This is a genomic window from Acidovorax sp. GW821-FHT10E04 (assembly GCF_059415185.1).
The window spans coordinates 577,597-602,230 of the sequence record NZ_JBWKMT010000002.1 but is presented as its reverse complement, the minus strand read 5'-3'; the positions used below and the strand labels follow the sequence as shown (position 1 = coordinate 602,230).

Here is a 24,634-nt window from a genome sequence, read left to right as displayed (position 1 = left end):
CAATTTCCGCATTCCACAGGAGAACAACAATGGGTTTTCTGACCGGCAAGAAGCTGCTCATCACGGGTGTGCTGTCCAACCGTTCCATCGCCTACGGCATCGCCAAGGCCTGCCACGCGCAGGGCGCCGAGCTGGCCTTCAGCTACGTGGGCGACCGCTTCAAGGACCGCATCACCGACTTTGCCGCCGAGTTCGACTCCAAGCTGATCTTTGACTGCGACGTGGGCAGCGACGAGCAGATCGAGCGCATGTTCGCGGACCTGGCCCAGGTGTGGCCCAAGTTCGACGGTTTCGTGCACAGCATCGGCTTCGCCCCCCGCGAGGCGATCGCCGGCAACTTCCTCGAGGGCCTCTCGCGCGAGGGCTTCCGCATCGCCCACGACATCAGCGCCTACAGCTTCCCGGCCATGGCCAAGGCCGCCCTGCCCTACCTGAACGACAAGTCGTCGCTGCTCACATTGAGCTACCTGGGCGCGCTGCGCACCATTCCCAACTACAACACCATGGGCCTGGCCAAGGCCAGCCTGGAAGCCTCCGTGCGCTACCTGGCCGAAGCCGTGGGCCGCACCGAGGACGGCCGCGCCATCCGCGCCAACGGCATCAGCGCCGGCCCCATCAAGACGCTGGCCGCCAGCGGCATCAAGGACTTCGGCAAGCTGCTCAGCCGCGTGGCCGACGCCTCGCCGCTGCGCCGCAATGTGACGATCGAAGACGTGGGCAATGTGGCGGCGTTCCTGCTGTCCGACCTGGCTTCGGGCATGACCGCCGAAATCACCTACGTGGACGGAGGCTTCAGCCAGACGGCCGGGCTGAGCGCCGACCAGGTCTGACCCGCCACGAAATACGAACCAGAATCCACGCCAGCGCTTGATGGCAAAGCGCAAGCCGCTACACATTCAATAGCATATGCGCCGCAGAAGCTGCCTGGCATGGCTGGCGTGGGCCACGGCCCTGCCCCACGCCCGTGCGGCGGATGCGCCCGCGCTGCTGCTGGCCAATGTGTACCGGCCTGGCATGCCGTTGGCGGACTACTGGGTCAGCGAAAAATACGACGGTGTGCGCGGCTACTGGGACGGCCAGATCTTGCGCACACGCGGCGGCGAGACGATTGCCGCCCCGGCCTGGTTCACCGCAGGGTGGCCCGATACCCCCATGGACGGTGAACTGTGGGCCGGGCGTGGCCGATTCAGCCAGGCGCAGTCCACCGCGCGGCAGCAGCAGCCCGATGACGCCGCCTGGCGCCAGATGCGGCTCATGGTGTTCGACCTGCCCCGGCACGGCGGCACATTCGATGAACGGCTCGCCGCGCTCAACGCCCTGGTCGCGGGCATCGGCCAGCCCTGGGTGCAGGCCGTGCCGCAACAGCGCGTGGCCAGCGACGCCGCCCTGCAGTCGCTGCTGCAGCGCACGGTGCGTGCGGGGGGCGAAGGCCTGATGCTGCACCGGGGCGCCTCGCTGTACCGGTCAGGACGCAGCGACGATCTGGTCAAGGTCAAGACCCACGAAGACACCGAGGCCCGCGTGGTCGCCCACCTGCCCGGCAAGGGCCGTCATGCCGGGCGCATGGGCGCGCTGCTGGTGGAGATGCCTTCGGGCCAGCGCTTCCGGCTGGGCGCAGGATTCACCGAAGCCGACCGCAGCCATCCACCGCCGGTGGGCAGCTGGGTGACCTACCGCTATCGCGGCACGCACGGGGGCGGGCTGCCCCGGTTTGCCAGCTTCGTGCGGGTACGCGAGGACATGCCCGCGCGCTGAGCAGGCAGGTCTTCCGCGCATCTGCTATTAAAAATATAGCAATGAGCGCTTGTCATTCAAGCGCTTCCGCCATCTTTATGCCCCAACCAAGAGTCCGCGCGGGCCTTCAGACAATGCGCCCGTAAGGGCCGTCGTCCCCCACCTGCACCAGGTTCTTGGCGGTGGCCAGCGGCTTGGGGTTCTTGCCGGGGGCCTTGTTCGCATCGGCCACGCAATCGGCGTAGTACCGCACCTGGCCGTTCTCGTCCTCCACCTCCACCAGGCCGTGGATGTCGGTCTCGAAGCCCGGGCACAGCTTGGCGAATTCGCGGGCGAACTTGAGGTAGTCCACGATCTTCTTGTTGAACACCTCGCCGGGGATCAAGAGCGGAATGCCCGGCGGGTACGGCGTGACCAGGCCCACGGTGATGCGGCCTTCCAGGTGGTCGATCTCCACCCGCTCGGTCTGGCGGTGCGCGATGTGCGCGTACGCGTCCGAGGGCTTCATGGCGGGCGTGAGGTCCGACAGGTACATCTCGGTCGTCAGGCGCGCGATGTCGTACTTGGCATACATCTCGTGCACGTGCTGGCACAGGTCCTTGAGGCCCATGCGCTCGTAGCGCTTGTGCTGCTGGCAGAACTCGGGAAGGATGCGCCACATGGGCTGGTTCTTCTCGTAGTCGTCCTTGAACTGCTGCAGCGCCGTGAGCAGCGTGTTCCAGCGGCCCTTGGTGATGCCGATGGTGAACATGATGAAGAAGCTGTACAGGCCGGTCTTCTCCACCACCACGCCGTGCTCGGCAAGGTACTTGGTCACGATGGACGCGGGAATCCCGGTCTTGTCGAACTTGCCGTCCAGGTTCAGGCCCGGCGTGACGATGGTGGACTTGATCGGGTCCAGCATGTTGAAGCCGTCGGCCAGCTGGCCGAAACCGTGCCACTTGCTGCCGCTCTTCTTGCCCTTGCCATCGCTGCGGATGATCCAGTCCTCGGCCCGGCCCAGCCCTTCGTCCACGAGCTTGTCCGGCCCCCAGACCTTGAACCACCAGTCGTTCTTGCCGAAGTCATCTTCCACCTGGCGCATGGCGCGGCGGAAGTCCAGCGCTTCGAGCAGGCTTTCTTCCACCAGGGCCGTGCCGCCGGGCGGCTCCATCATGGCGGCGGCCACGTCGCAGCTGGCGATGATGCTGTACTGCGGGCTGGTGCTGGTGTGCATCAGGTAGGCCTCATTGAAGAGGTGCCTGTCGAGTTTCGTGGTCTGCGAATCCTGCACCAGCACATGGCTGGCCTGGCTGATGCCCGCCAGCAGCTTGTGGATGGACTGCGTGGCGTAGGTCACCGAATACTTGGGGCGCGTGCGCTTCTTGCCCATGGCATGGTAGCTGCCATAAAACGGGTGGAAGGCAGCGTGCGGCAGCCAGGCCTCGTCGAAATGCAGGTTGTCCACATAGCCGTCGAGCATGCCCTTGATGGTCTCGGTGTTGTACAGCACGCCGTCGTAGGTGGACTGGGTGAGCGTGAGCACGCGCGGCTTGACCTTCTTGGCATCCACGCCCTTGAGCAGCGGATTGGACTTGATCTTGGCCTCGATGGCCTTGGGCTCGAACTCGCTTTGCGGGATGGGCCCGATGATGCCGAAGTGGTTGCGCGTGGGCTTCATGAACACGGGGATGGCCCCGGTCATGATGATGCTGTGCAGGATGGACTTGTGGCAATTGCGGTCCACCACCACCACGTCGCCCGGGGCCACCGTGTGGTGCCACACCATCTTGTTGGACGTGCTGGTGCCGTTGGTCACGAAGAAGCAGTGGTCGGCATTGAAGATGCGCGCGGCATTGCGCTCGCTTTCGCCGATGGCGCCGTTGTGGTCCAGCAGCTGGCCGAGCTCTTCCACCGCGTTGCAGACATCGGCGCGCAGCATGTTCTCGCCGTAGAACTGGTGGTACATCTGGCCCACGGGGCTTTTCAGGAACGCCACGCCGCCCGAATGGCCGGGGCAGTGCCAGCTGTACGAGCCGTCTTCGGCGTAGTCCAGCAGCGCCTTGAAGAACGGCGGCTGCACGCTCTCCAGGTAGCTCTTGGCTTCGCGGATGATGTGGCGCGCCACGAACTCGGGCGTGTCCTCGAACATATGGATGAAGCCGTGCAGCTCGCGCAGGATGTCGTTGGGCAGGTGGCGGCTGGTCTTGGTCTCTCCGTGCACGTAGATCGGCACCTCGGTGTTCTTGCGCCGCACCTCGCCGATGAAGTTGCGCAGGCTCAGCACGATGGGGTCGAGCCCCTCGCCCACGGTGAATTCTTCATCGTCGATGGACAGGATGAAGGCGCTGGCACGGCTTTGCTGCTGCGCGAACTGCGACAGATCGCCGTAGCTGGTGACCCCCACAACCTCGAAACCCTCGGACTCGATGGCCTGCGCCAGCGCGCGGATACCGAGGCCCGAAGTGTTCTCGGAACGATAGTCTTCATCGATGATGATGATGGGAAAGCGAAACTTCATGCGCAGCCTCCGTGCAACCGTGCCCTGCCCGGCCAAAAAACGAAATAGGCGCGAAGTGTAAGGAATAACGTTGACGCGCCTTTGAACTGCCATGCTTTTGACCCAGAATGTGGTGCACTAAACACAAACAACGAGGAGTCGGCTATGGAGGAATCCACCATCTGGTGGCTGGCCGCGGGCGCTGTGGTCGTCGCGGAATTGCTCACGGGCACTTTCTACCTGCTCATGGTGGCGGTGGGCCTGGTGGCAGCCGCCCTGGCCGCGCACCTGGGCCTGCCGGTCACGGTGCAGATCGTGGCCGCCGCCATCGTGGGCGGTGGGGCGGTGGTGGGCTGGTACTACCTCAAGAAAAAACGTCCCGGAGACCCGTCCGCCCGCGCCGACCGCAGCGTGAACATGGACGTTGGCGAGACCATCCTCATCGAAGGCTGGAACCCGGACGGAACCACCACGGTGAAATACCGCGGCGCCACCTGGACAGCCATTCACCGCCCGGGCGTCACGCCCTCCACGGGCATGCACCGCGTGGCCGAACTGGTGGGCAACCGCCTGCTGGTCGATCCGCTGTAGGTAGCGGCCGCCAACGCTTCACTCCCAGAAAAGAAAAGAGAGGTCCTTCATGGAAATTGCCATCGTCATTCTCGTCATTGCCGTGATCTTCATCGCGCGCTCGGTCAAGGTCGTCCCCCAGCAGAACGCCTGGGTCAAGGAACGCCTGGGCAAATATGCCGGCACCCTCACACCGGGACTGAACTTCCTGGTGCCCTTTGTCGACAAGGTCGCCTACAAGCACAGCCTGAAGGAAATCCCGCTCGACGTTCCCAGCCAGATCTGCATCACGCGCGACAACACCCAGCTGCAGGTGGACGGCATCCTCTACTTCCAGGTCACCGACCCCATGCGGGCAAGCTATGGCTCCAGCAACTACATCATGGCGGTGACGCAGCTGGCGCAGACCTCGCTGCGATCGGTCATCGGCAAGCTGGAACTGGACAAGACCTTTGAAGAGCGCGACATCATCAACGCCCAGGTCGTGCAGGCCATCGACGAAGCCGCGTTGAACTGGGGCGTGAAGGTGCTGCGCTACGAAATCAAGGACCTGACCCCCCCGAAGGAAATCCTGCATGCCATGCAGGCCCAGATCACGGCCGAGCGTGAAAAGCGCGCCCTCATCGCCGCCTCCGAAGGCCGCCGCCAGGAGCAGATCAACATCGCCACCGGCGAGCGCGAGGCCTTCATCGCGCGATCCGAGGGCGAAAAGCAGGCCGTCATCAACAAGGCCCAGGGCGAGGCCGAATCCATCAAGGCCGTGGCCGAAGCCAATGCCCAGGCCATCGAACGCGTGGCATCGGCCATCCGCCAGCCGGGTGGCGAGCAAGCCGTCCAGCTCAAGGTCGCGGAAAAGGCGGTGGAGGCATACAGCCAGGTGGCTGCGGACTCGAACACCACGCTCATCGTGCCCAGCAACATGACCGAGGTGTCGGCACTGATTGGCTCGGCAATGAAGATGGTGCAAACCACGGGCACGCCACGCAACTGAGACCTCGCGACAGGCCGATGCCGTCGGCCTTGACCGCATCCAATGGGTGAACGGCACACGCTGCAGGGCACAGGCCACCAGCGTCCGGCGCCAGTCTTTACTTGCGATTCCGTGCATGGAGGTTCGTCCAGACCGCCAGCCGTTGCCCTGACCCCTGCACCGAGCCGGAAGCGTCGTGAATGCATCACGGTGCAGCCAACATGGCGTCGGCTAGGATGAGCGGCCATTTCGCCTTCCCACCGAGACACCTTCACGTACAAGAACCCATGGGCGCCACCCTCATCGTCGGCATGCTATGCGTGCATCTGCTGTGCTTTGGCGCCATGTTCCTGCTGATCAGCACGCGCCTGCACGGCAAGAAGATGGGCATGGAAGTGTTCGCCATCGGAAACTTCCTGCTGGGTTCAGCCTACGTGCTGCAACTGGCGGGCGGCCCTCCGGGATGGAACGCGATGAGCGTGGTCAACCATACGCTCACCCTGTGTGCACCAGCCGTCTACGGAGTCGGTGCCATGCGGTTCTTTGGCCGCCCGGCTCCGCTCTGGCGCCCTCTCCTCACACTGGCACTGGCCTACACCGCAGCGCAGGTGGTGGCGCAGTGGACGCTGGGAACAGCGGCCCGTTATGCCATGCTGGCGGGCGCGTCTGCCCTGCTCTTTGCGGCCATGATGGCCACCGTGATCCATGGCGCACGCACGTTTGCCAGAGATCTGCGCGTGGAGATGGTGCTGTTCGCCGCCCTGATCGGCGGCATATTCGCCCTGAATGCGGTGAAGTTCGTGACCGTTCTCCAGAACGGACTGGAGGCACTGGACATGGACAGCCGTTTCCAGACCGTGTTCTATCTGTACATGTCCTTTCTGGCGACCGTGCTGGCACCGTCCATTGTCTGGCTGGTGTTGCGCCGGCTCACCGATGAACTGCGCGCCATGGCGGCCCACGACCCACTGACACGGCTGCTGAACCGGCGCGGCCTGCTCGAAGGGTTGCAGGCGCATTTCCGCTCACGCACTGCAGGTCCTGCGCACCTGCTGATCGTGGACATCGATCATTTCAAACACATCAACGACAGCTACGGCCATCAGGTCGGCGATACCGTTCTGTGCCATGTGGCCGATGTGCTGAGAGAGACTGCCCGCCAGGGAGACCTCGCTTGCCGCCTGGGTGGAGAAGAGTTCGTTGTCATCTGCCTGAACACCGATGCAGAGGTCGCCATGCGCCTGGCGGAACGCACGCGCGCCGCCATCGAAAACACCGAAGTGATGACCGCCGCGGCACCAGGCGGCCCCATCCGCTGCACAGTGACCATCGGCATCTCGCCAGGTTTCGCCGACCCACAGGAACTTGACCGCGCCATGCAGCAAGCCGATGCAGCGCTGTACCGTGGCAAGAATGCTGGACGCAACCGCATCGAGAGGAACGATGATGCCGTACAAGCAAGCCCCTCCATGAAAACAGAACCACTCGCAGCGTCGCCAGCCCACTAAGAGCCACCAGTAAAATCAAGTCGACCACAGAAAACACCCAAAATCACTGCTACAATAGAGGGCTTCGGAGAGGTGGATGAGCGGTTTAAGTCGCACGCCTGGAAAGCGTGTGTGGGCTAATCCCCACCGCGGGTTCGAATCCCGCCCTCTCCGCCAGTCAATAGAAGGGTTAGCAGGTACTTATCTGCTAACCCTTTTTCATTGCAACCTCTATGAAAATGAGGTTCGCAGCAGAGGTAGTGCTCCGGCAAACCGTGTAAGGTTACCGTGTGAACACAGCTACCGTGACCAAATTCCCCGGCATACATCGCCGAGCCGATTCAGGCATCTACCAATTCGGGCTCCGCGCCCCTGAAGACCTCCGAACTCACTTTCCCAACGGGTGGGCCATCCGCATCTCGTTGAAGACTGCCGACCTCAAGGAAGCCAACGCCAAGGCCAAAGTGCTGCAAGCGGAATGGGGCGCCCGATTTGAGGCCCTTCGGACGGGTAAGCCGCGCCCCATCGACCTGCCGGCATTACGACGCCGTCTGTTTGAGCAGTGGGAACGCGCCATCGCTCGCCTTGATGACACATACAGCCGCGTCCAGAGCCAAGACCGCGAAGAGCGGGCATACGGCTTGAAGTGGCAAATTGGCGAACTGCAGCAATGCTTGTCCAACGGCGTCCTGCCCGATTGGCTGGAGGATGGCGCTAAAAAGTACGGGGACATAGCCTCACCAGAGATCGTGACGGAGTACGGAGGCCACCAACTTACACTGTTGGAGGTCATGCACGAAGCACTAACCGACGAGCGGAGAACCTTCCCGCTGCGCGTGCAATACACCCAACGGCGACGCGAGTTGATGGGCCTGAATGCAGTGCAGCCTACGCCTCCGCATATGCAGCCCCCCCAACAATCCGTCACGTCCACCAATAGCAAAAAGATCAGCGATGCCTACGATGCATGGGTTGCTATCAGGCAGGCACCGGAACGGACACGGCAGACATACAAGCGCCATGCCGATCAGTTCGTTACCCTGATGGGCGACCTATCGCTACATGCCGTAAGCCGTACCGTAGGCATCCAATTTCGGGATAACTTGCAAGCCTGGGCAATCGAGAACGGCAAGACGGCAACCACTGCCGACAACATCCTCGTTAGCATTCGCGCCCTATTCAATGTGGCGCAGGATAAAGGCTGGCTGACAAGCAACCCCTTGCAGCGACTAAGTGTCGAGATCGGGGGGAAGGAGTCCGAAGTGCGTGAGCCTTGGACGAAAGAAGAACTGGCCCTGATCTTCAGCGACCCGCTATGGACTAGCCGTGCAATACCGACCGACAAAAAAGCGGGCCGGGAAGCCGCTTACTGGATGCCGTTGATCGCCTGCTACACCGGGGCACGCTTGACTGAAATTGCCCAGCTCTGGACGGACGACATAGCCACCGAGCGGGGGAAAGAGACCTTTGAATTCAGGGCCGATGCACAACGCGATCAAAAGCTTAAAAACTCGGGCTCTTGGCGGGCTGTGCCGATGCACCCTGAGCTGATCCGACTGGGCTTTTGCGACTACGTGAAATCTCTTACGAAGGGATCGCTCTTTCCGCATCTACCAAAAGAGGGAAAGAACGGTGCAGGGGGGCAGTTCGGCAAGTGGTTCGGCACCTTCAAAAGCACAAAGGGCTTCACATCTCCAGCCAAGTCATTTCACTCATTCAGGCACCTTGTAGCTACGGAGCTACGCCTAGCAGGCGCCACTGATGCACAGGCAGATGCCATCACAGGGCATGCCGGTAATGGGGTAGGACGGCAGGTCTATGCAGCAACCATCAGGCGCAAGGCTGAGCAGCTTCGGCATGTGATTGAACTATTGGAATTTCCAACCAAACAGATTCCGAAAATCGCGAGCCCCCTTTCGAAGGGGTAACACAGAAGAGGACGTACAGGATAACGTCGATGCTCGCGCAAATAGCTGTCATTGGGTTGAGTGTTCGACCTAATATACATACACACGCACGTCCCACGTATGGGCTGTCCCGCGTACTCGCGCGCGTGAGACACGTGGGCACATGTGCGCAATCACGCATGCTGTATGCCGGGCCTATTGTGCCCAGCGGATTACAGGCATTTTTCGGGCCTGCGGGCCCATCCTGGCACCTGCCCATGTCCAGCCTGCTTTTCTGCCTTTCCTGCCCCGATTTCGGGCCTTGATGAGCCTGTGCGTGTCTCGCGTTTTGGTGCGATTGGGCACAATCAGCCTGTGGCGGCGTGGAATACCGGATGGATTACCAGTGCTGTGTGTGTACAGCTGTATGGGCACACAGGGCTGCACTGCCTCTTTTCCACTGCAGAGACAACCGCTTGTTGTACCCAGCTTTTCCACCTGCCTACTCACTACCTCTAACCCTACCCGATACCACGGTGGTACCTGCGCAGTTAGCAGCAATCGACTGCATACCCGATGCTGTCAATATAATGACTAGACAATCCAGCTTGCTGGCGTGGTCTAAGGTGGTGCGGTTACTCCGGTGCGACGCGGGGAACGATAAACCTTAGACAATCGAGATATAGCGGCCTACCCTGCCTTATGGGGGTAGGGGGCAGAGGGGGCAGTAATACCCGACCGTGCCCGGCTGCATCCCTACCATGCAGTACCGGTTAGGCCATGCCTGTCATGAATGACTAGAGACAGTCTATGGCCGCATAGTATGAAGACAATGCGGATACTGATGATCTATACAAAGCATGTGTGCGTACGCCGGGCCCACCTGAACACCGAGTCCATTTCAGTTTGAACACTCCGCCAGCACCAAGGACAGGTGACCAGCCGCCAAGTACAGTCGCTCCTCTACGGCAGAATTCGGCCACTAGCAGTCAGTGGTGGCAGGTGAAAGCGGGCGCTCAACGTTTGAGATGAGAGGCTTGACCCGGCTTGCCGGGGCAAGTCCTCTCGATTGAAGGGTTAGGCCTATTTGAGCAAGCGAGCCATTCTTTCCAGATCGTCTGCCACCATGCCCATACCGATTGGATTTGTGGGATGGTCATACATGTGGTGATCGTGTCTTTGGGGATCGGGATGCTGAACTCGCGTTAGAAGTTCATCACGAAGCACCATGGCTTTGACTTTGAATCTGGAGTCGTATTCATTGTTGAATGTTGTGGACGACCGCATAAGGTCGGTTGTTTGTGCATCCCACAACCTCTTTCGTTCGGCTTCGTCTTTTGCATTGGTCATGGCGAGCCATTGCTGGTGTTGACGCTCGGAGTCTTGGCTTTTTCTTTTGACCAACCATTCTCGAAGGCTGGATACAAACTTGAGGGCGTCAGTTTGTAGCTCTGCGTGCGAAAGGCGAGAGAACTCGCTCCCATGTGCAGGCATGAGATGTAGCTTCTCTCGGTAGCCGTCTAGCTGCTCGTCTTTAGCGGCTATGCGCTCACGAAGGAGATCAATGATTGCGCCGTGCTTCCAGCGTGAAGCCGCATACGCTAGGCCAGCTACTAGGGTCGCAGCAATGAAGAACGTTGCAGGCGCCGCAGCGACGGTGAGCCACTCTTTCTGAAGGTACTCGATGAGTTCTTTCAAGCTGATCTCCGCGCGATAGGCCTAACGTGGAGTTGAGGGGCGCGCCGCCGATAGGCGGAGCGTCCCTTCGAACGTAGTGTTAGAGGTGAATGACTTCGCCATTTTCGTTGAACGAAACGTTCTTTAGTTGTTCATCAGTGATGAGCTTGTTGATGGAACCGTCCTCTGCCTTGATGAGAATTTTCGGTGTACCCGAACTCTCTATTTCTACAACTTGCGTTTCAGTTATGAATGGCACTCGATATTCGAGGCCAAGCAACTCCAGTAGCATGCCTTCGAACTTAAGATAATGCCCAGCAAGAACAAAGCATCCGTTGGCGACCTCCGAACTATTCCCGAAACCTTGCGCGGTCAGTTCAGTAACTGTGAGCTTGGGGTGACCATGTGCATCAAGCAGCAAATCAATGGGCACATTCATCTCTGCGGAATCTTGACCTTGAGCGGTTAGCCAGCCAGATAGCAGGTTTTGTGCAGAGGCTGTCCATAGCGGGCTAAAGCTTGAATTGACATAGTCCGGAATTGACATGTGGATGTTCAGTACGATCTTCCGGATCCGCCCCTCTTCGTCAGTTTGCACGGATGGTCGGATATGCAGTAGGTCAATTGGCTTATTTAGAAATTCCTCCGCGCCTTTTGCGTACTTTTTCGCGGGTGACGTGTAGTCCGTAGCTGAGTAGAACACCCCTCGTTCTACCTCGACTTCAAGAAGCGCGCCAGCCAACTTCTGGAGGTCTCCTCTTCCAACCTTCTTATTCTGAACGGTGTAGTCCTTTGCCTCACCGAAAGAGCGTTCTCCATCTTCACTCAGCAGCATATCAATTTGATAGAGCGAGCTACTGACTTGACCCCGAAGCCGCTGATCGTGGGCGACATCAGCATGCGGGAAGACTAGCTTTGATACGGCAGCCGCAATACGCTCGAAAGCTTGCCCCTCTTTTGAGCAAGCATGGCCAAATAGCTGGTAGTAAAGGTCGTCAAATACAGATGGCACGGGCTTTCACCTATAGCGTAAAGGTGACCGGCACGTTGCGGCAAGGGGCCGCAAGGTGCTGGATATACAGTGGCACCTTGCGGCCCCTTGCCGCAACGTGTCCGAGTCGACCGACTAGTTAGACATGGATGGGGCACAACTCACGCGGCTGGGAGCGCTTGAACGTGTGCGATGTACGTCTTGGCATCCTGAGAAGATCCCAACGCCTGGGCGATCGCCACAGCCTCGACCAGAAGTCCGTCAGTGTTGTGAATGATCATTTTCTTCTCGATCTTCCCCAACCGGGCGATCAGCTTCTCCTCCGTTTTTCGCTGCTGCGCACTGAGATGTACACCGCCCTTGACATTCGCAAGGTACTTTATGACCTCCCGACGATTGAACGCGTGGCCTCCCACAACGCCAGCGTTCGACGACAAGTACTCGGAGAGCGTGAAGGTCCGCTCAAACGGATAGCCGTCGGGTCTGATCGGCGCCGGCGGATTGCCGCCGATGGGGGTGGCCCCCTTGTTCAGGAGCATGCAGGCCATTTGCATCCCCCGGAAGTGCGCTCCACCGGCCAAGGCGTAGACGACTTTGTTTGAGTCGTTTCCAAGCATCAGATCAAGGTCAACCGCAATCAGCGATGGCTGCTTCGCTTGGCGGATCGCGCGCCAAGCAGTCCCGTATGCGTCTTCAACGAGAAGCCGTCGCAGAACAGCAGTACCTCGCCGGATTTCAGCAGCGGTGATTTCGGAGCCCCACTGGGCGAGGTATTCCAGATCCTCTGAAACAGCAACGAGAGAGTCGTGATCCATGTCTAACGAACAAGCTAAGCCGACCGCCGTAAGCGGGTCGGCTTGAGCGAATGGTTATGTTTTTGGTGCCCAACCGTTTTTTTCTGCCAATACTTGCCACTCAGGTTTTTGGGCTTTTGTGTGATTGGAGCAATATTCCATTAGTGCTTGCAATGCTGTACTTCTCACGACTTGCAAACTTTGAGGAGTTGATTTTCCTTTGACATTTGGATCAGCATGAACTTTTTGCAGCATTTTTATAACTCTGTCAATCAGTTGCTGCAAGGTTGGATCTTCGGTTGTATTTAATATTTTCCCGAGGCCCGTGATATGTGAAGCTATGGTTTTTACTTCGTGTATTTCATCCAAGGTTTCTTGATACATTTCTTCCCCTCAAAAATTCATAACGTAATGTAGAACGCACCAAGCCGCAGTCCATATCTGGCGCTTGCGGTCTAAATTGGCACAAAAAAAGCGTGGGAAACGCTTGTAGCCTAGCTTGACAGCGCGCATACCGCATGAAAATACAGTACTAAATTCAGCCATGAAACTCGCCGTCCCTCCTGCGTTGCGCGCCACACGGTTGCTGGATCAGGTCCGTGAGCGAATTCGTTACAAACACTATAGCCTGCGCACTGAGCAGGCCTACGTGCAGTGGGTGCGCATGTTCGTGAAATGGCACGGCTTGCGGCATCCACGAGACATGGGGCGGCTGGAAATCGAAGGTTTCCTAGCCATGTTGGCTAACGAGCGACGGGGGGGCGGCTGCCACGCACAACCAGGCGTTGAGCGCACTGCTATTCCTGTACCGCGAGGTGTTAGGCAGGCGCGCTGGTTTCGAGTGCTTTAAGCATGACGGCATGTAGAGAACTTCAAATTTGGATTTCACTTCCGAAGGCTGGAGTTCAAACAAGGTAAGCAGCAAATCCCCCGTAGGGGCTTGCCCCCGTCTGCAACGGTGTTGCTTTCGAAGCTTATCCCTGCGTTCCTCCTACTCCTATCGGGCTTGCCCTTTCACCCGTTCGCGGCATCACTCAACCTGCGATTGCGTTGCTGGCTTGAAGTGCCACTCGCAGACCCTCAGAGTGTTCAAAACCGACCGTTTTCGGACATGCACTTCCGCCATGTCCGAAAGCTAGGTTGATGTTATTTTGGACATATGGCATTATTCGTACATCCATTTCGTACAGGTTGCCATATGAGCCGAGTTTTCGCCTACTGCCGCGTTAGCACTACAGATCAAACCACAGAGAACCAAGTCCTTGAGATCACTAATGCTGGTTTTGCACTCAACGACCGGAGGATTGTCATGGAGACTATCTCCGGCTCAGTACCGGCAGAGCAGCGCCCCGGTTTTCATCGTCTCCTAGACAAGCTGGAGCCCGAGGACGTGTTGGTTGTGACTAAGCTGGATCGCCTGGGGCGGAATGCCATGGACGTTCGCGCCACCGTCGAAAAGCTGGCACAAACCGGCGTACGGGTTCATTGCCTTGCGCTGGGTGGAGTTGATCTGACGAGCCCCGCAGGCAAGATGACGATGGGGGTCATTGCCGCAGTGGCCGAATTCGAGCGGGATTTACTGATCGAACGCACCCACGCCGGATTGGCCCTCGCAAAGGCGTCTGGAAAGGCCATTGGGCGGCCTCAAAGCCTCAACAAAGGGGAGGTAGCCATGGTGCGTCAAAAACTCTCTGAGGGCCATTCTGTGGCTTCATTGGCAAGAGATTTCAAAACTAGCCGCCAGACCGTTATGCGGGTGCGCGACAGCGCTGCAAACTAGTCGCGGCGCCCTAGCCTATTCAGGCTACCTACCTTTTAGAAAATACGCCTCCACCAAGGTTTCTTCATCTTCTGTAGTGACGTAGCCATAGCCAAGAAATAACCACAATTTGCGTCTATGGCCTCTGACACACTAGGGAAAAAGTCCGGCTGCCCAGGGATGCACTCATTTTTATAGTCACGAATTGAGCACATGAACCCATCCCTACTGCGAGAACCAACAAAGCTTGCAATGATAAACCGATGACCATCAACAATTGCACCCACCCCACATGCCTGGGCTCCCCCGGGAATATCTCGAAAGTCTGCAAACGCTTGATGCCGAGCCTCCCTCTCAAAAAACAAAGATAGCTTCTGAAATAGTTGCCGATCATGGCCACCAAATATTACACCATCAAACATAGCATTTGCCATTTCGTTAAGTTCTTTAGCCAAGGCACGACGATAGCTATCTATAGTGGCGGCAACAAGAAGAGTTATGTTAACGTGTTCGCTACCATCTTTGAATGCGGATGGGCGGTCAAAACTCCAGAGCATTAAATTAATTACAAGATAAGCTACTCTCTTAGCTCGAATTGGCTCCACGATCTGCCTAATGCACATCTTGAGAGTTTCCGCAATCTCACTTCTATCTTGGAAGTGAAAGCTAATGGACTCTTGATTAAATGATAGAGTTGTCCTTTCAAGGTGAGTTGCAAAATAACCTGCAACCTGATCAAGATGTGTCACGGAGATATGAAGAGCCTTATGAGATGCCAGATTCAGATCGGCATCTGTAGCTGTTGATGAGCATGCTTTTTCGTTGATCTCATGGAAATATATTAAATCCTTGGCAAGCTCGATGCTCATCACATCCTCTCTTGTATTCATTATCATCCTTTTTGCAAAAAATCCCCCTAACGGTCAAACTGACTACACCAAATTGTGTATCTGCTTACCTGCAGCAGATCGGATCGGAGAGAGTAGTCACGAGTAAAATTTGATATGAATAAATATGCCAATCCAAGGCACAAGAGCAAGAACAATAAAAAATCCCTTAACAAATACAGATTTTCCTGTACTGCTGCTATCGAGTTTATTTGTGAGGTTAAGCGAAAATTTATATATCAAGCGAAGAACAAATAATCCAAAAATCATCGCTAACGCTTGCCCGATAACCTGTGCCATTTGAACCCCCATACAGCAATTGAACAGTGCGAGGTGCCCCCACCTCATGCTTGACGTTGGGCCTCAACCTCAGCACTCAATTTTGCCACCAATCAAACTCATAGTGTGTGTACTCATAGTGTGAGAGCCGGAAGACTCCCGGCATGCTCCGCAGACTCCCCAAGGCCCCCTCCAAGGAAAAAGCGCAGGTGGTTTTCGGGACCACACTGCGCGGCTTTCGTGAGGCCCAGGCATTGACGCAGGAGGCCCTGGCCGAACGAGCCGACCTCCATACGAACTACGTCAGTTCGGTGGAGCGTGGGGAGCGCAACCTTTCGCTGCACAACATCGTGCGGCTGGCGTATGCACTGGACATGGAAGTGTCCGCGCTGCTCCGCCCGCTGGATAAACGCCAGCAACCTTAGGCGGCTGCCGCTGCGCCGCCTCCTGACGGCCCCCGGGTAGCAAGCCATGTTTGGGCGGCCTCCAGGGTGGGCAGCAGCGGCGCTGATAGGCCGGTTTCAGGGTTCTTGAGCACGCCCCCGGCGATGCAGCGCCCAGCCTCGAACAAGTCCCAGCCCGTCTTTTGCATGGGGATCGCGGCATGGGCTCCATGCGGGCATGGGGTCAAGCATCGGAACGACGCCGGACGAGCTTGGCAGGAGCGGCCATTCGCGCGAATTTCCACTTCTTCAAACAGCGGGCGGGCCATGGGCTGAAAGCGTGGCGGAGGCGCTGAGGGGATGACGATGGCCTGATGCTCTCGCCATTTCGCAAGCGATGCCGCACGGCAGGGGCAGGATTGTTCGGGACATATCAGCGTAAGCAAGGTCTTGCGCTCCATCCTCACTCTGCAATAGGTGTAGCCCATCCGAATGGCTCCGCCTGGGCCAACACGCCCCAACACCTCCAACGGATCTCCGTTGACGTGCATGACTGCGACGGCCCGCGTTTGTCCGTATTTGCTGGATTCCAACTCGTCGCGTACTTCGTCTTCGAGATGCTCGATCATCTTGCCCTGCCTTTCCGATTCGCCCAAAAAAAGATCGCACCGCGTACCCAGCAAAAGCCAGGACGGAGGGTGCGATCAACGAGCCTCTAGGTTCGCGAGTTCGCCTGCACCGGTCAACGGGGAACGTCGATTGAAAGCGACAAGGGGATTGCGCAGACAGTGGGAGCCTGCTAGGCGTAGGGCAGACCATGCACGAGGCGATCAGGCATGCGTCTGCTACTATCGGCCACCTCAACTCGTGAACTTGACCGTGTAACACTGCACTGTTGGGCCGAGGTTTCTCCTCTGGAGATTGGTGGATTCGGGGCTGTCCCGCCCTCTCCGCCAGTAAGCTAAAAAATCAAGGACCTGGACAGATTGATCAATCCGTCCCACGAAGTCCCGCACATCCAAAGCCCCTTCTTCACAGATGGGGCTTTTTTTTGACCTGACGGGTTCAACGCCACCCCGTTGAGGCATGGTGCTCCTCGCTCCTGGAGGCCGAACAGGCTCCACGGGGTTGTCTGTTGCCCTGCATCAACGATGATCCCGCTGATCTCGCCAGTGTTGGAGGCGCCATTGTGCAGGCCCTGCATGCCAGATGCGAGAAGAGCGCAAGGGGTTTATGGTGTTGGCATTGAAACGCCTCATGACAGTCTTTTCCGGCCTCGTCCTCATGGGAGCGCATGCCATGGCTCAATCCTTCCAGCCCGTCACGCACCTGGCTTGTCCCGGCGGCGATTTCATCGTCGACGCCCGGCCCTGGGGCAAGAACGAGGCCGGCGGCTCGCGCGCAGAGCTGCGCTACCGCTACCGGGGTGTCGTGCTGGCCGCCATCCACTACGAGGCCTACTACAAGAACCTCGATCCCTGGCTGCGCCAGGCAAGCCCGCACATCTACAACCTGGGCCTGAACCTGGATACGAGCGGCGCCAGCAAGCGCAGCGGCCACGACCGCGGCGACACCCTGTACCTGCCGCCCTCGGCGTTTACGCAGCAGGAGGTGGAGTCCCTGTCAGATTGCCTAGCCCAGCGCCATGCTGCCGCCTTGCGGCGCGACTTCGAGCGCGCGCAGATCACCAGCGGCGCATTCCTGAACCTGATGAAGACGCGCACCGGCACCGGCCGCAACGGCGTGGCGCGCCTGGTGCATGCCGATGCACCGCTTACCGCCATCTACGGCAGCGGCTGGCTGCTGATCCTGGTGGAGCGCGACGGCCGGGTGCTGCTGCACACCAACATGACGGCCAACAACGCGACCGAGTCGGCGGTGTGGGGCCAGACCGCCTCTGACGCGAACGGCCGGCAGGTGCTGCGCGCGCAGCGCCAGGTGCGCTTCCAGGGCCAGGAGCGAGATGCTGGCAGCTATCTGCCCGAACCCGAAATGAACACCGGGCGGCGGCTAAAAGACGACTATGTGGTGGAGTGGCAGTAAGGCCGGGTCTGGCGGATCCTGATTGCCAGCGAGGAAATTCCACGTGCAAATCCATGAACGAGCCAGCGAGGGGAGAACGAACGCATGAACGCAGGTAAACCGCCTTTTGCCGGTTTCGACCTTGTCGGGTTCTGGGAAGACAGCGACTACGCGCGCAGGGAGTACGGCGAGCCCGCGCCCTCGCCGGAAACCACTGTGGCGGTCGAGGCTGAACTGGGCTACAAACTCCCGGCCAGCTACATCGCGCTGATGCAGACGCAGAACGGCGGCATTCCCGCTCACGGCCGTTTCCCCACCGACCAGCCCACCTCCTGGGCCGAGGACCATGTGGCGATCAGCGCCTTCAAGGGCATCGGATTCGGCAAGCAGTGGAGCCTGTGCGGCAGCCTCGGCGGCCGTTTCAAGATCGAGGAATGGGACTACCCGGACATCGGCGTGTACTTCGGCGACTGCCCCTCGGCCGGCCACGACATGATCGCGCTGGACTATCGCGCCTGTGGCCCTTCTGGCGAACCCTGCGTGGTGCACATCAACCAGGAGGCGGACTACTGCATCACCCCGCTCGCGGCGGATTTCGAAACCTTCGTGCGGGGTCTCGTGCATGCATCCGAGTACGAAGACGATCCTGAGGACGTGAAGCACGATGCCCTTGCACATGTGCGCAGCGCGCCTTTCAACACGCGGCTGCAGAAACTCTGCGATCAGTGGCCCGATCCGGAGATGCCCGCAAATATTCGCCGCCTGGCCGAGACCATCGTGGAGGACAGGGGCTATTTCACGCTGCATGCGGACGCGAATTCGCACCTGATGTACGCCACCCAGTTCCTGCTGCTGAGCCACAGCCGGCCGGTGCGGTCGAAGGAAGGCTTTATGCAGTCCTACCCAGGAGTCATCGCGATGGTGGGCAGCGCACACTTCGGCACCGGCGCCTGGGCACCCGGGTTCGTGGAAGACTGGTTCCAGGCGCGCGCCATGGCAGGTGATCTGCTGCAAGCCGACAACCAATGGCGTTTGAGCCCGGATTTCAGCGCCAGGGTGCTGCAGAGCCTGCGCAACGGGGACGAGGGAGGAGCATGACCCCTACACACACTGTCGATCGCGTGGCGCAAGCCCTGGAATGCGGGTATGACGAGATGTGCACCCTCGTCACCCACTTCACCACCAGCGACCAGCTCGACCGCTTCAGTCGCAGCTACAACGCGAACGACGGTTTCGAGCCTCTGTGTTGCGTGGTGGGTCATCCTGAATGCGGCGCAGGCACGGCCCTCTTCATCTACTGGCAGTTCCATGAATTGCTGGGCGACCCGCAGGCCCGCGCCACCCTGGACGGTGAGCCCGCGCGCTGGAACGCGAATGCACTGCTCTGTGCTATTGAACAACGCTATCCCGACGGCTTTCGACTGCAAGGCATCGCATGCGACCCAATAGCAGACTGCGCCCGGGCGTTTGGCCCGGCCTACGTGGAAAGCATCCGCGCACAGCATAAGGGGTCGCCGCTCATGCAGCCGCCGCCAGCGCCCTCCGATGCAAAAGAGAGTCCCCGATGAAGCCTTCCTTGCGAACAGTACCTGCCTTTGCGTTGCTTGCCACCCTGGGCATGCTCCCTTGCGCTCAAGCCGGCCAACCCACCACGATCCCCGTCGCCGCCTGTGGTCTCGAGTTTGATCTACCCGTGGGCTACAAGACTACCCGCCCCAAGCGGATGGAACTCGCTCCCCACGGGCGCTTGTGCGCAATCAATATCGTCAAGGCCCGGCCCGATCCTGTGCAGAAGGGCGAATGCAAGGACAAGGAAGACGGCGGCCAGCCGCCCTACAACGTGTGCGATTGGGTGATCAACATCGGTACCCCGGGACCGAGTGTGCAGGTGGTGCGCATATGGCCTGGTGGCAGTCCGCTCCTGGATACATTCATGCGCGAGGAAGACGGCCGATGGATGGTGTCGAATGCCCAGGCCGGCGCACAGCCTGCTGAAGCCACCACCTTCTGCGGCAAACCCGCATGGAAGGGCGAAACCACCGTGCGCATGGGCTGGTCGCGTCAGCGCATCAAAAATTACACGGGCATCTATGCGGGCTCGGGCGGCGCCGATGTCACGCTGGTGCAGTTCGCACCCGACCTCTTCGTCCAATTGCAAAACCCACCCATTGATGAGAAAGGCGAGTTCTCGGTGTTCTGCGCCAGCCTCAAGTTGGGCACCCGCGCACAGGACCTTCCGTAGCCTCTTCTTTCTGCTCCACCTCGCCAGCACCCAGCGCTTCGGATGCAGACGCACTGCCCTGCCGCGACACCCCACGCACCATGGCAAACGACAATCCCATCGTATGGTTCCGTCCCGGCTCGCGCATCGGGCATGTGGAGTGCATGACACCGGCCTTCACCGGCCTCCAAAACCTTCTCTGGCCCCTCCTCATGGGAGAGGGCAAAACGCCATGATCGGACATTCCAGCCAGTTGGGCGCGCAAGGCCGGGCCATCGATTTGGGCCTTCACGCCCTGCTGGCGCTGGCTTGCGCGCTTGCATCAGCTCTCGCTGCGGCGGCGGACAAGGTACCCGAGGTGCCCCAGCGCGAGTGCGCCCGCATTCTCGCCGTGGCGGCATCCCTCTACCCTGGCCAGGCCGGCAAACTGCGCTGTACGCTCCATGAGCGATCGGCGCACTACACCGTGGTCGGTGTGCACAGCCTCTCACCCGCACCGCAGGGGTACGCCGGCATCTGGACGGGCAGCGGCCTGATAGGGTATTTCGGGCTGCACCGCCCTAGCGGCCACGTACAGGAATGGGACATGGGCGAAAACCGGCCGCGTGCCCACAACAAGCAGCAACTCAGAGCCCACCCGGGCCCTCTTCACGGGGCGCCAGAACGCCGTTGAGGCCGGGTGCGGTGACATCGGGGTTTCACACCCGCATGGCCGCGGGCGAATCTGCGCCGCCGTAGCGCACCCCGCCACCCCCAAAGCCGGTGCGCGGGTCGTACCCCACCCAAACCTCGCTCCAGGCATGGTGCCCAGGAGCCCAGCCCCGCGCGCCCAGCCAGTCGCGCAACGCCTTGGCGCGCCGGCGCTCCTTGCGTTCGGACCAATCGCTCCAATCCCTGCCATAGCGGCTGTCGTCATCGTGGAAGAGCCAGCATTCGGACAAGGAACCTTGGAAGAACGCCAGTTCGATGCCCACCATGAAACCGCCGTCACTCCAGGCCTTGAGACGATGCCAGGTCCAGTCCGAACCCTGCACCGCCCGGGGTACGCGCGGCACCACGATCAATGCCGCATGACGGTCCACCAGGACTGCCTCTTGCAGCCCGCACGCGATGTGCAGGCCGTCCGGGTGATGCAATGCAAAGGCAACCGTCATGGCGTTCGCACAGCGCAAGAAGTAGATCAGTACATTATTCTGCATGACGACATGCAGCCTGGCTGCACGCTGACCATGACCTGCTACCACCTCAAGTCCATCGCCAGGAGTCCGGCACCCGCAATCACCAGACCCGTGCAGGGGCAGCATGAGCATTCCGGTCTGCTCGCGCTGTCACAGACACAGGCCGCGCTGGCGGCAGCACAAAGGCCCTGCACGCCGTCCAGGAGGCAGCCATGACATCCATCTTGCCGGACGCGGCACGCCAGTTCATCGAAGCCGCCATCGTCGCGGGCGACATGGCCTTGCCTTTCCACTACCCCCAGCCCGGGCAATGGGAGGGTTGGCAAAGCGGCTTTCGCCACCACGGCATCACCGGCGAAAGCCTGGTCGGCACCGCACCGGGCGAATGGCAGCCGGGCTGGTACGTGGTCGCTCTCAATGGGTTCGGCGATCCGTTCTTCATCGATCTCAACCAGGAGGCGAAAGGCTTTCCCGTCTACTATGCGCCGCATGGAGCGGGGCGGTGGGAGGCGGAGCAGGCCGCACCCAGCCTGCAGCAATTGGGTGACATGCTGGCGGTGCTGCGCGGGCTGGAAGACGACGCCACGGCTGCACAGCACGTGGTCGAAGCCGAGGCCAGCCTGGGAACCCGGCTCTGGCGGGAGGTGCTCGAGAACCGCCAGAACCGCGCGGACACGGCAAAGGAACCTGCGTCCCCGCCCGATACCACGGCCTGGCAGCACGGCACCCTGGTCATCTGCGGCATCGGTCCGCAGAAAATGAAGGTCGTGCAATTCCTCAAGCAGACGTTTGGCTTGTCGCCACAAGAAGCGCTGGCCCTGGCGATGCAACCCGAAATTGCCGTTGCGGAGGGCTATCTTGTGCACCTGCGCCGCTCCCAAGACCACTTGCAGGCGCTGGGAGCCACGGTGGAATTTCGACCCCATGGACCCCGTGCCTGAAGGCCTTCCCCCAAGACGCGTTCTTTCGCATCCAAGAGCTCATCGACTTCGTCAGGACGGGGCAGGAGCGCGGCGGCAAGGGCGCGGCAAGCCAACGGCCCTGCGTCCTGTCTCAATGCACCCAGCATGAGACGCGGCGAGCACCTCTTCGCTACCCAGCACTATCCCTAGGGCGCCCACGGATGGGAAGGGATATAACGGCGAACATAAAGTTACAAACGAGCGGTAAGTCACTAGAAGGCATCATGAATCTTCACCTGCTGGACAGGGACACCTTGCGTGTCGTCCTGGCAGTCGCCGAGTTGACGCTCGCTCCTATTGTTGCCTTGATCTGGAAAGGCAACAAGGACGTCAAAGGCGTCAACTGGTGGATTGCTGGGTCGGTATCCACAATGATCGGCTTCTCGATCCCGATATTCGTGGAACTGAAGGCGCCTGCGGCACGCTTCATCAATGACTTCTTCGGCATCATGGCGCTGGCCTTCATGCTCCATGGCACCTTGCATTTTCGCGGCAAAACGAAATTGGCCAGGATCACCTTTCTGGCAATGCCGTGGTTTGCCGTGGTGATGATCGTCACCATGGCAGCTGTCTACGGCAAGGATGCCGCCAGGTACCTCATTCTTGACGCTGTGGTCGTGGCCTTTACCCTGGGCATGGCCTACCACATCGCTCACTGGAACTGGCCGGTGCGCTTTTCCGCACAGAATCTCTCCGCGCTGTATCTCACATCGCTCTCCATCGCATTCTGCTTGCGCTGGAGTTTCATTTTCTTCGCGGAAGACCGCGCGGCGGTCATCCAGAGTCCGTATCACGCGTATCTATACCTGGTCCTGATCTCGTTCACTATTGCCTGGAACTGCTGCATCATTCTCGTGTGTGAGGAAAGCGCCCACAAGAAAGTGGACAGCATCGCCAATACCGATCCACTGACAAGCCTGCCCAATCGCAGGTCCTTTGACGTCATCCTGAATGAGTCCATCGAGCGTGCGAAACGCGAGACCCACAGGTTCGCATTGGCCTTGATTGATCTCGATGAGTTCAAGCAGATCAATGATCGCCATGGACACTCCGTGGGAGACCAGGTGCTGGTGGAATTCGCGCAGCGCTTGAAGAAGCACGCGAGGAACACGGATTTTGTGGCCAGGCTTGGAGGCGATGAATTCGTGATGATCATTCGCGATGCTGAGAATGCAAAGAACCTGCATTTCATCGTCGACAGGCTGAAGCCGCACCTCAACGGCTTCGCCCTGCTGGGCCACAGCCAGCCCATCGAAATCAAGGTCAGTATCGGAGGCGCCGTCTGGCCCCAGGACGGTGAGAGCTCCAGGGACATCCTGCGCAATGCCGACATGAGGATGTACGAGGACAAGAAGCTGCGCAAGGCCCCCGCCTGCTAGTAGCCAGGCACCCGGCCCAGGAATCGCTCCATGTCAGCCTCGCTGGCGAGCGACACGCAGCCTGTCCCTCCATCCGTACGCAGCTGCGCGACCAAGAGACTAAGAGTCACGCCCGATGATGTTGAAGAACGCCCGGATGAGACGCGTGTCCCTGCGCTCCGCCAGGCACACGACGTGTGCATAGGTCCTGATTTGCGCATCGCTGATTCGCACCGCGTGCAAACCTGAACCGGGCACGTACTCCACCTCCGAGACCGCCGCGACGCCCAGTCCTTGGAGCACGGCCTCCCGGATGATCTCCCGGCTGGCAACCTCCATGACGACTGTCGGCTGCACATCCGCAGCCTTGAGCGCCAGTTCTATGGCCTTGCGTGTGGTGGACCCTTGCTCGCGCAAAATCAATTTTTCGCCTTGCAGCTCTGCGGTGCGGATGCTGCGGCGGCGGGCGAACCGATGGTCTGCATTGCAGAAAATAACGATGGGGTGTTCGCTATACGGAACCGACACGAAACGCTTGTCTTTGAGCACCTGCGCCAGGACACCGACGTCCGCCCGGTAGTCCAGCAGCCGGCTCAACACATCTTCCGAGTTGCCGGTTCCTACCGAAATCTGGATCTCCGGGTATCTCTGGTTAAACGCCGCCAGCATCTTCGTCACGTGTGAAGGGCCCACGGCCGCAACACGCAAATGCCCCGAACGCAGTTCGCCTGCGTCTCGAAGAATTTGCACGGCTTCTTGCTCAAGGTCGAACATCTGGCGCGAAAGCTGGAGCAATCGCTCTCCGATTTCCGTCGGGCGAATGCGGCGCCCCGTTCGGTGAAAAAGTTCAACTTTGTACAGCTCCTCGAGTTGCTGAACCTGCGTGGTCACGGTGGGCTGACTCACGTGCAAGGCCTGCGCTGCGCGGGTAAAGCTCCCTTCGGTCGCCACCGCATGAAAAGACCTCAATTGCGTCAACCGCATGACAGTCGCCTCC

At 59.7% G+C, this 24,634-nt stretch carries 26 protein-coding genes and 1 tRNA gene; 17 read left to right on the top strand and 10 right to left on the bottom strand.

The window, feature by feature from the left end:
- Window positions 1-29: 29 nt before the first annotated feature.
- Entirely contained in the window at window positions 30-830 is an 801-nt protein-coding gene (fabI, locus tag AC07OC_RS07800; protein ID WP_218294300.1) for an enoyl-ACP reductase FabI, read from the top strand.
- A 76-nt stretch (window positions 831-906) separates the two neighbouring features.
- Entirely contained in the window at window positions 907-1,755 is an 849-nt protein-coding gene (locus tag AC07OC_RS07795) for a DNA ligase (protein ID WP_492246234.1), read from the top strand.
- A gap of 106 nt (window positions 1,756-1,861) precedes the next feature.
- On the opposite strand, the gene AC07OC_RS07790 is transcribed toward AC07OC_RS07795, so the two are convergent.
- Window positions 1,862-4,234, bottom strand: coding sequence for an Orn/Lys/Arg family decarboxylase (locus AC07OC_RS07790; protein ID WP_494600740.1), 2,373 nt, complete (start codon window positions 4,232-4,234; stop codon window positions 1,862-1,864).
- A 144-nt stretch (window positions 4,235-4,378) separates the two neighbouring features.
- On the opposite strand from AC07OC_RS07790, the gene AC07OC_RS07785 reads away from it, so the two are divergent.
- From AC07OC_RS07785 to AC07OC_RS07765, 5 genes are all read left to right on the top strand, one after another.
- On the top strand, window positions 4,379-4,804 hold the full coding sequence (locus AC07OC_RS07785) for an NfeD family protein (protein WP_218294297.1): 426 nt from the start codon (window positions 4,379-4,381) through the stop codon (window positions 4,802-4,804).
- 49 nt (window positions 4,805-4,853) lie between these two features.
- Window positions 4,854-5,774: an SPFH domain-containing protein gene (locus AC07OC_RS07780; protein ID WP_218294296.1), complete on the top strand. Its 921-nt coding sequence runs from the start codon at window positions 4,854-4,856 to the stop codon at window positions 5,772-5,774.
- A 266-nt stretch (window positions 5,775-6,040) separates the two neighbouring features.
- The gene (locus AC07OC_RS07775; protein WP_218338869.1) at window positions 6,041-7,261 is read left to right on the top strand and encodes a GGDEF domain-containing protein; all 1,221 of its coding nucleotides are present in this window, start codon (window positions 6,041-6,043) and stop codon (window positions 7,259-7,261) included.
- 66 nt (window positions 7,262-7,327) lie between these two features.
- Window positions 7,328-7,417, top strand: a tRNA-Ser gene (locus tag AC07OC_RS07770).
- A 113-nt stretch (window positions 7,418-7,530) separates the two neighbouring features.
- Window positions 7,531-9,168 carry a DUF6538 domain-containing protein gene (locus tag AC07OC_RS07765; protein ID WP_494600738.1) on the top strand — a complete coding sequence of 546 codons (1,638 nt, stop codon included), beginning with the start codon at window positions 7,531-7,533 and terminating at the stop codon, window positions 9,166-9,168.
- Between the two features lie 1,041 nt (window positions 9,169-10,209).
- On the opposite strand, the gene AC07OC_RS07760 is transcribed toward AC07OC_RS07765, so the two are convergent.
- The 4 genes from AC07OC_RS07760 to AC07OC_RS07745 all read right to left on the bottom strand — a co-directional run bounded on the left by AC07OC_RS07760 (window position 10,210) and on the right by AC07OC_RS07745 (window position 12,972).
- On the bottom strand, window positions 10,210-10,824 hold the full coding sequence (locus AC07OC_RS07760) for a hypothetical protein (protein ID WP_494600736.1): 615 nt from the start codon (window positions 10,822-10,824) through the stop codon (window positions 10,210-10,212).
- A 79-nt stretch (window positions 10,825-10,903) separates the two neighbouring features.
- Window positions 10,904-11,815, bottom strand: coding sequence for a restriction endonuclease (locus AC07OC_RS07755; RefSeq protein WP_494600734.1), 912 nt, complete (start codon window positions 11,813-11,815; stop codon window positions 10,904-10,906).
- A gap of 140 nt (window positions 11,816-11,955) precedes the next feature.
- The gene (locus AC07OC_RS07750; protein ID WP_494600732.1) at window positions 11,956-12,609 is read right to left on the bottom strand and encodes a hypothetical protein; all 654 of its coding nucleotides are present in this window, start codon (window positions 12,607-12,609) and stop codon (window positions 11,956-11,958) included.
- 54 nt (window positions 12,610-12,663) lie between these two features.
- On the bottom strand, window positions 12,664-12,972 hold the full coding sequence (locus AC07OC_RS07745) for a hypothetical protein (protein ID WP_494600730.1): 309 nt from the start codon (window positions 12,970-12,972) through the stop codon (window positions 12,664-12,666).
- A 160-nt stretch (window positions 12,973-13,132) separates the two neighbouring features.
- On the opposite strand from AC07OC_RS07745, the gene AC07OC_RS07740 reads away from it, so the two are divergent.
- A complete protein-coding gene (locus AC07OC_RS07740) occupies window positions 13,133-13,438 on the top strand; it encodes a phage integrase N-terminal SAM-like domain-containing protein (RefSeq protein ID WP_494600728.1) in 306 nt (101 codons plus the stop codon).
- Window positions 13,439-13,786: 348 nt separating this feature from the next.
- Window positions 13,787-14,368 carry a recombinase family protein gene (locus AC07OC_RS07735; RefSeq protein WP_494600726.1) on the top strand — a complete coding sequence of 194 codons (582 nt, stop codon included), beginning with the start codon at window positions 13,787-13,789 and terminating at the stop codon, window positions 14,366-14,368.
- A gap of 35 nt (window positions 14,369-14,403) precedes the next feature.
- Here AC07OC_RS07735 and AC07OC_RS07730 read toward each other — a convergent pair whose 3' ends face one another.
- Window positions 14,404-15,216, bottom strand: coding sequence for a hypothetical protein (locus AC07OC_RS07730; protein WP_494600724.1), 813 nt, complete (start codon window positions 15,214-15,216; stop codon window positions 14,404-14,406).
- A gap of 117 nt (window positions 15,217-15,333) precedes the next feature.
- Entirely contained in the window at window positions 15,334-15,534 is a 201-nt protein-coding gene (locus tag AC07OC_RS07725) for a hypothetical protein (RefSeq protein ID WP_494600722.1), read from the bottom strand.
- A gap of 143 nt (window positions 15,535-15,677) precedes the next feature.
- Here AC07OC_RS07725 and AC07OC_RS07720 point away from each other — a divergent pair, with 143 nt between their 5' ends.
- Window positions 15,678-15,938, top strand: coding sequence for a helix-turn-helix domain-containing protein (locus AC07OC_RS07720; RefSeq protein ID WP_494600720.1), 261 nt, complete (start codon window positions 15,678-15,680; stop codon window positions 15,936-15,938).
- Here AC07OC_RS07720 and AC07OC_RS07715 read toward each other — a convergent pair.
- Window positions 15,935-16,525 carry a hypothetical protein gene (locus AC07OC_RS07715; protein WP_494600718.1) on the bottom strand — a complete coding sequence of 197 codons (591 nt, stop codon included), beginning with the start codon at window positions 16,523-16,525 and terminating at the stop codon, window positions 15,935-15,937. The two genes, AC07OC_RS07720 and AC07OC_RS07715, sit on opposite strands and share 4 nt — an antisense overlap.
- 628 nt (window positions 16,526-17,153) lie before the next feature.
- Here AC07OC_RS07715 and AC07OC_RS07710 point away from each other — a divergent pair.
- From AC07OC_RS07710 to AC07OC_RS07690, 5 genes are all read left to right on the top strand, one after another.
- On the top strand, window positions 17,154-17,939 hold the full coding sequence (locus AC07OC_RS07710; RefSeq protein ID WP_218338870.1) for a hypothetical protein: 786 nt from the start codon (window positions 17,154-17,156) through the stop codon (window positions 17,937-17,939).
- Window positions 17,940-18,023: 84 nt separating this feature from the next.
- Entirely contained in the window at window positions 18,024-19,016 is a 993-nt protein-coding gene (locus AC07OC_RS07705; protein ID WP_218338871.1) for an SMI1/KNR4 family protein, read from the top strand.
- Window positions 19,013-19,486 carry a DUF4274 domain-containing protein gene (locus AC07OC_RS07700; protein WP_218338872.1) on the top strand — a complete coding sequence of 158 codons (474 nt, stop codon included), beginning with the start codon at window positions 19,013-19,015 and terminating at the stop codon, window positions 19,484-19,486. The genes AC07OC_RS07705 and AC07OC_RS07700 overlap by 4 nt, the downstream gene beginning before the upstream one ends.
- Window positions 19,483-20,160: a hypothetical protein gene (locus tag AC07OC_RS07695; RefSeq protein WP_218338873.1), complete on the top strand. Its 678-nt coding sequence runs from the start codon at window positions 19,483-19,485 to the stop codon at window positions 20,158-20,160. Before AC07OC_RS07700 ends, AC07OC_RS07695 begins: the two co-directional genes overlap by 4 nt.
- A 211-nt stretch (window positions 20,161-20,371) precedes the next feature.
- Window positions 20,372-20,812 (top strand): hypothetical protein, encoded by a 441-nt coding sequence (locus AC07OC_RS07690; RefSeq protein ID WP_218338874.1) that lies wholly within the window; start codon window positions 20,372-20,374, stop codon window positions 20,810-20,812.
- A 25-nt stretch (window positions 20,813-20,837) separates the two neighbouring features.
- Here AC07OC_RS07690 and AC07OC_RS07685 read toward each other — a convergent pair whose 3' ends face one another.
- The gene (locus tag AC07OC_RS07685; RefSeq protein ID WP_218338875.1) at window positions 20,838-21,449 is read right to left on the bottom strand and encodes a hypothetical protein; all 612 of its coding nucleotides are present in this window, start codon (window positions 21,447-21,449) and stop codon (window positions 20,838-20,840) included.
- Between the two features lie 80 nt (window positions 21,450-21,529).
- Here AC07OC_RS07685 and AC07OC_RS07680 point away from each other — a divergent pair, with 80 nt between their 5' ends.
- The gene (locus AC07OC_RS07680; protein ID WP_218338876.1) at window positions 21,530-22,258 is read left to right on the top strand and encodes an SMI1/KNR4 family protein; all 729 of its coding nucleotides are present in this window, start codon (window positions 21,530-21,532) and stop codon (window positions 22,256-22,258) included.
- A gap of 245 nt (window positions 22,259-22,503) precedes the next feature.
- Window positions 22,504-23,658: a GGDEF domain-containing protein gene (locus tag AC07OC_RS07675; protein WP_218338877.1), complete on the top strand. Its 1,155-nt coding sequence runs from the start codon at window positions 22,504-22,506 to the stop codon at window positions 23,656-23,658.
- Window positions 23,659-23,757: 99 nt separating this feature from the next.
- On the opposite strand, the gene AC07OC_RS07670 is transcribed toward AC07OC_RS07675, so the two are convergent.
- The gene (locus AC07OC_RS07670; RefSeq protein WP_218294286.1) at window positions 23,758-24,621 is read right to left on the bottom strand and encodes a LysR substrate-binding domain-containing protein; all 864 of its coding nucleotides are present in this window, start codon (window positions 24,619-24,621) and stop codon (window positions 23,758-23,760) included.
- Window positions 24,622-24,634: the final 13 nt, after the last annotated feature.

Bases quoted from the DNA above. Each gene is read 5' to 3' on its own strand.
- AC07OC_RS07675 (WP_218338877.1), top strand. From the start codon at position 22,504: ATGAATCTTCACCTGCTGGACAGGGACACCTTGCGTGTCGTCCTGGCA.
- AC07OC_RS07775 (WP_218338869.1), top strand. From the start codon at position 6,041: ATGGGCGCCACCCTCATCGTCGGCATGCTATGCGTGCATCTGCTGTGC.
- AC07OC_RS07790 (WP_494600740.1), bottom strand. From the start codon at position 4,234: ATGAAGTTTCGCTTTCCCATCATCATCATCGATGAAGACTATCGTTCC.
- AC07OC_RS07705 (WP_218338871.1), top strand. From the start codon at position 18,024: ATGAACGCAGGTAAACCGCCTTTTGCCGGTTTCGACCTTGTCGGGTTC.
- fabI (WP_218294300.1), top strand. From the start codon at position 30: ATGGGTTTTCTGACCGGCAAGAAGCTGCTCATCACGGGTGTGCTGTCC.
- AC07OC_RS07795 (WP_492246234.1), top strand. From the start codon at position 907: ATGCGCCGCAGAAGCTGCCTGGCATGGCTGGCGTGGGCCACGGCCCTG.
- AC07OC_RS07685 (WP_218338875.1), bottom strand. From the start codon at position 21,449: ATGCTCATGCTGCCCCTGCACGGGTCTGGTGATTGCGGGTGCCGGACT.
- AC07OC_RS07710 (WP_218338870.1), top strand. From the start codon at position 17,154: ATGACAGTCTTTTCCGGCCTCGTCCTCATGGGAGCGCATGCCATGGCT.
- AC07OC_RS07680 (WP_218338876.1), top strand. From the start codon at position 21,530: ATGACATCCATCTTGCCGGACGCGGCACGCCAGTTCATCGAAGCCGCC.
- AC07OC_RS07735 (WP_494600726.1), top strand. From the start codon at position 13,787: ATGAGCCGAGTTTTCGCCTACTGCCGCGTTAGCACTACAGATCAAACC.
- AC07OC_RS07695 (WP_218338873.1), top strand. From the start codon at position 19,483: ATGAAGCCTTCCTTGCGAACAGTACCTGCCTTTGCGTTGCTTGCCACC.
- AC07OC_RS07720 (WP_494600720.1), top strand. From the start codon at position 15,678: ATGCTCCGCAGACTCCCCAAGGCCCCCTCCAAGGAAAAAGCGCAGGTG.
- AC07OC_RS07785 (WP_218294297.1), top strand. From the start codon at position 4,379: ATGGAGGAATCCACCATCTGGTGGCTGGCCGCGGGCGCTGTGGTCGTC.
- AC07OC_RS07670 (WP_218294286.1), bottom strand. From the start codon at position 24,621: ATGCGGTTGACGCAATTGAGGTCTTTTCATGCGGTGGCGACCGAAGGG.
- AC07OC_RS07750 (WP_494600732.1), bottom strand. From the start codon at position 12,609: ATGGATCACGACTCTCTCGTTGCTGTTTCAGAGGATCTGGAATACCTC.
- AC07OC_RS07690 (WP_218338874.1), top strand. From the start codon at position 20,372: ATGATCGGACATTCCAGCCAGTTGGGCGCGCAAGGCCGGGCCATCGAT.
- AC07OC_RS07715 (WP_494600718.1), bottom strand. From the start codon at position 16,525: ATGATCGAGCATCTCGAAGACGAAGTACGCGACGAGTTGGAATCCAGC.
- AC07OC_RS07700 (WP_218338872.1), top strand. From the start codon at position 19,013: ATGACCCCTACACACACTGTCGATCGCGTGGCGCAAGCCCTGGAATGC.
- AC07OC_RS07730 (WP_494600724.1), bottom strand. From the start codon at position 15,216: ATGAGCATCGAGCTTGCCAAGGATTTAATATATTTCCATGAGATCAAC.
- AC07OC_RS07740 (WP_494600728.1), top strand. From the start codon at position 13,133: ATGAAACTCGCCGTCCCTCCTGCGTTGCGCGCCACACGGTTGCTGGAT.
- AC07OC_RS07780 (WP_218294296.1), top strand. From the start codon at position 4,854: ATGGAAATTGCCATCGTCATTCTCGTCATTGCCGTGATCTTCATCGCG.
- AC07OC_RS07725 (WP_494600722.1), bottom strand. From the start codon at position 15,534: ATGGCACAGGTTATCGGGCAAGCGTTAGCGATGATTTTTGGATTATTT.
- AC07OC_RS07745 (WP_494600730.1), bottom strand. From the start codon at position 12,972: ATGTATCAAGAAACCTTGGATGAAATACACGAAGTAAAAACCATAGCT.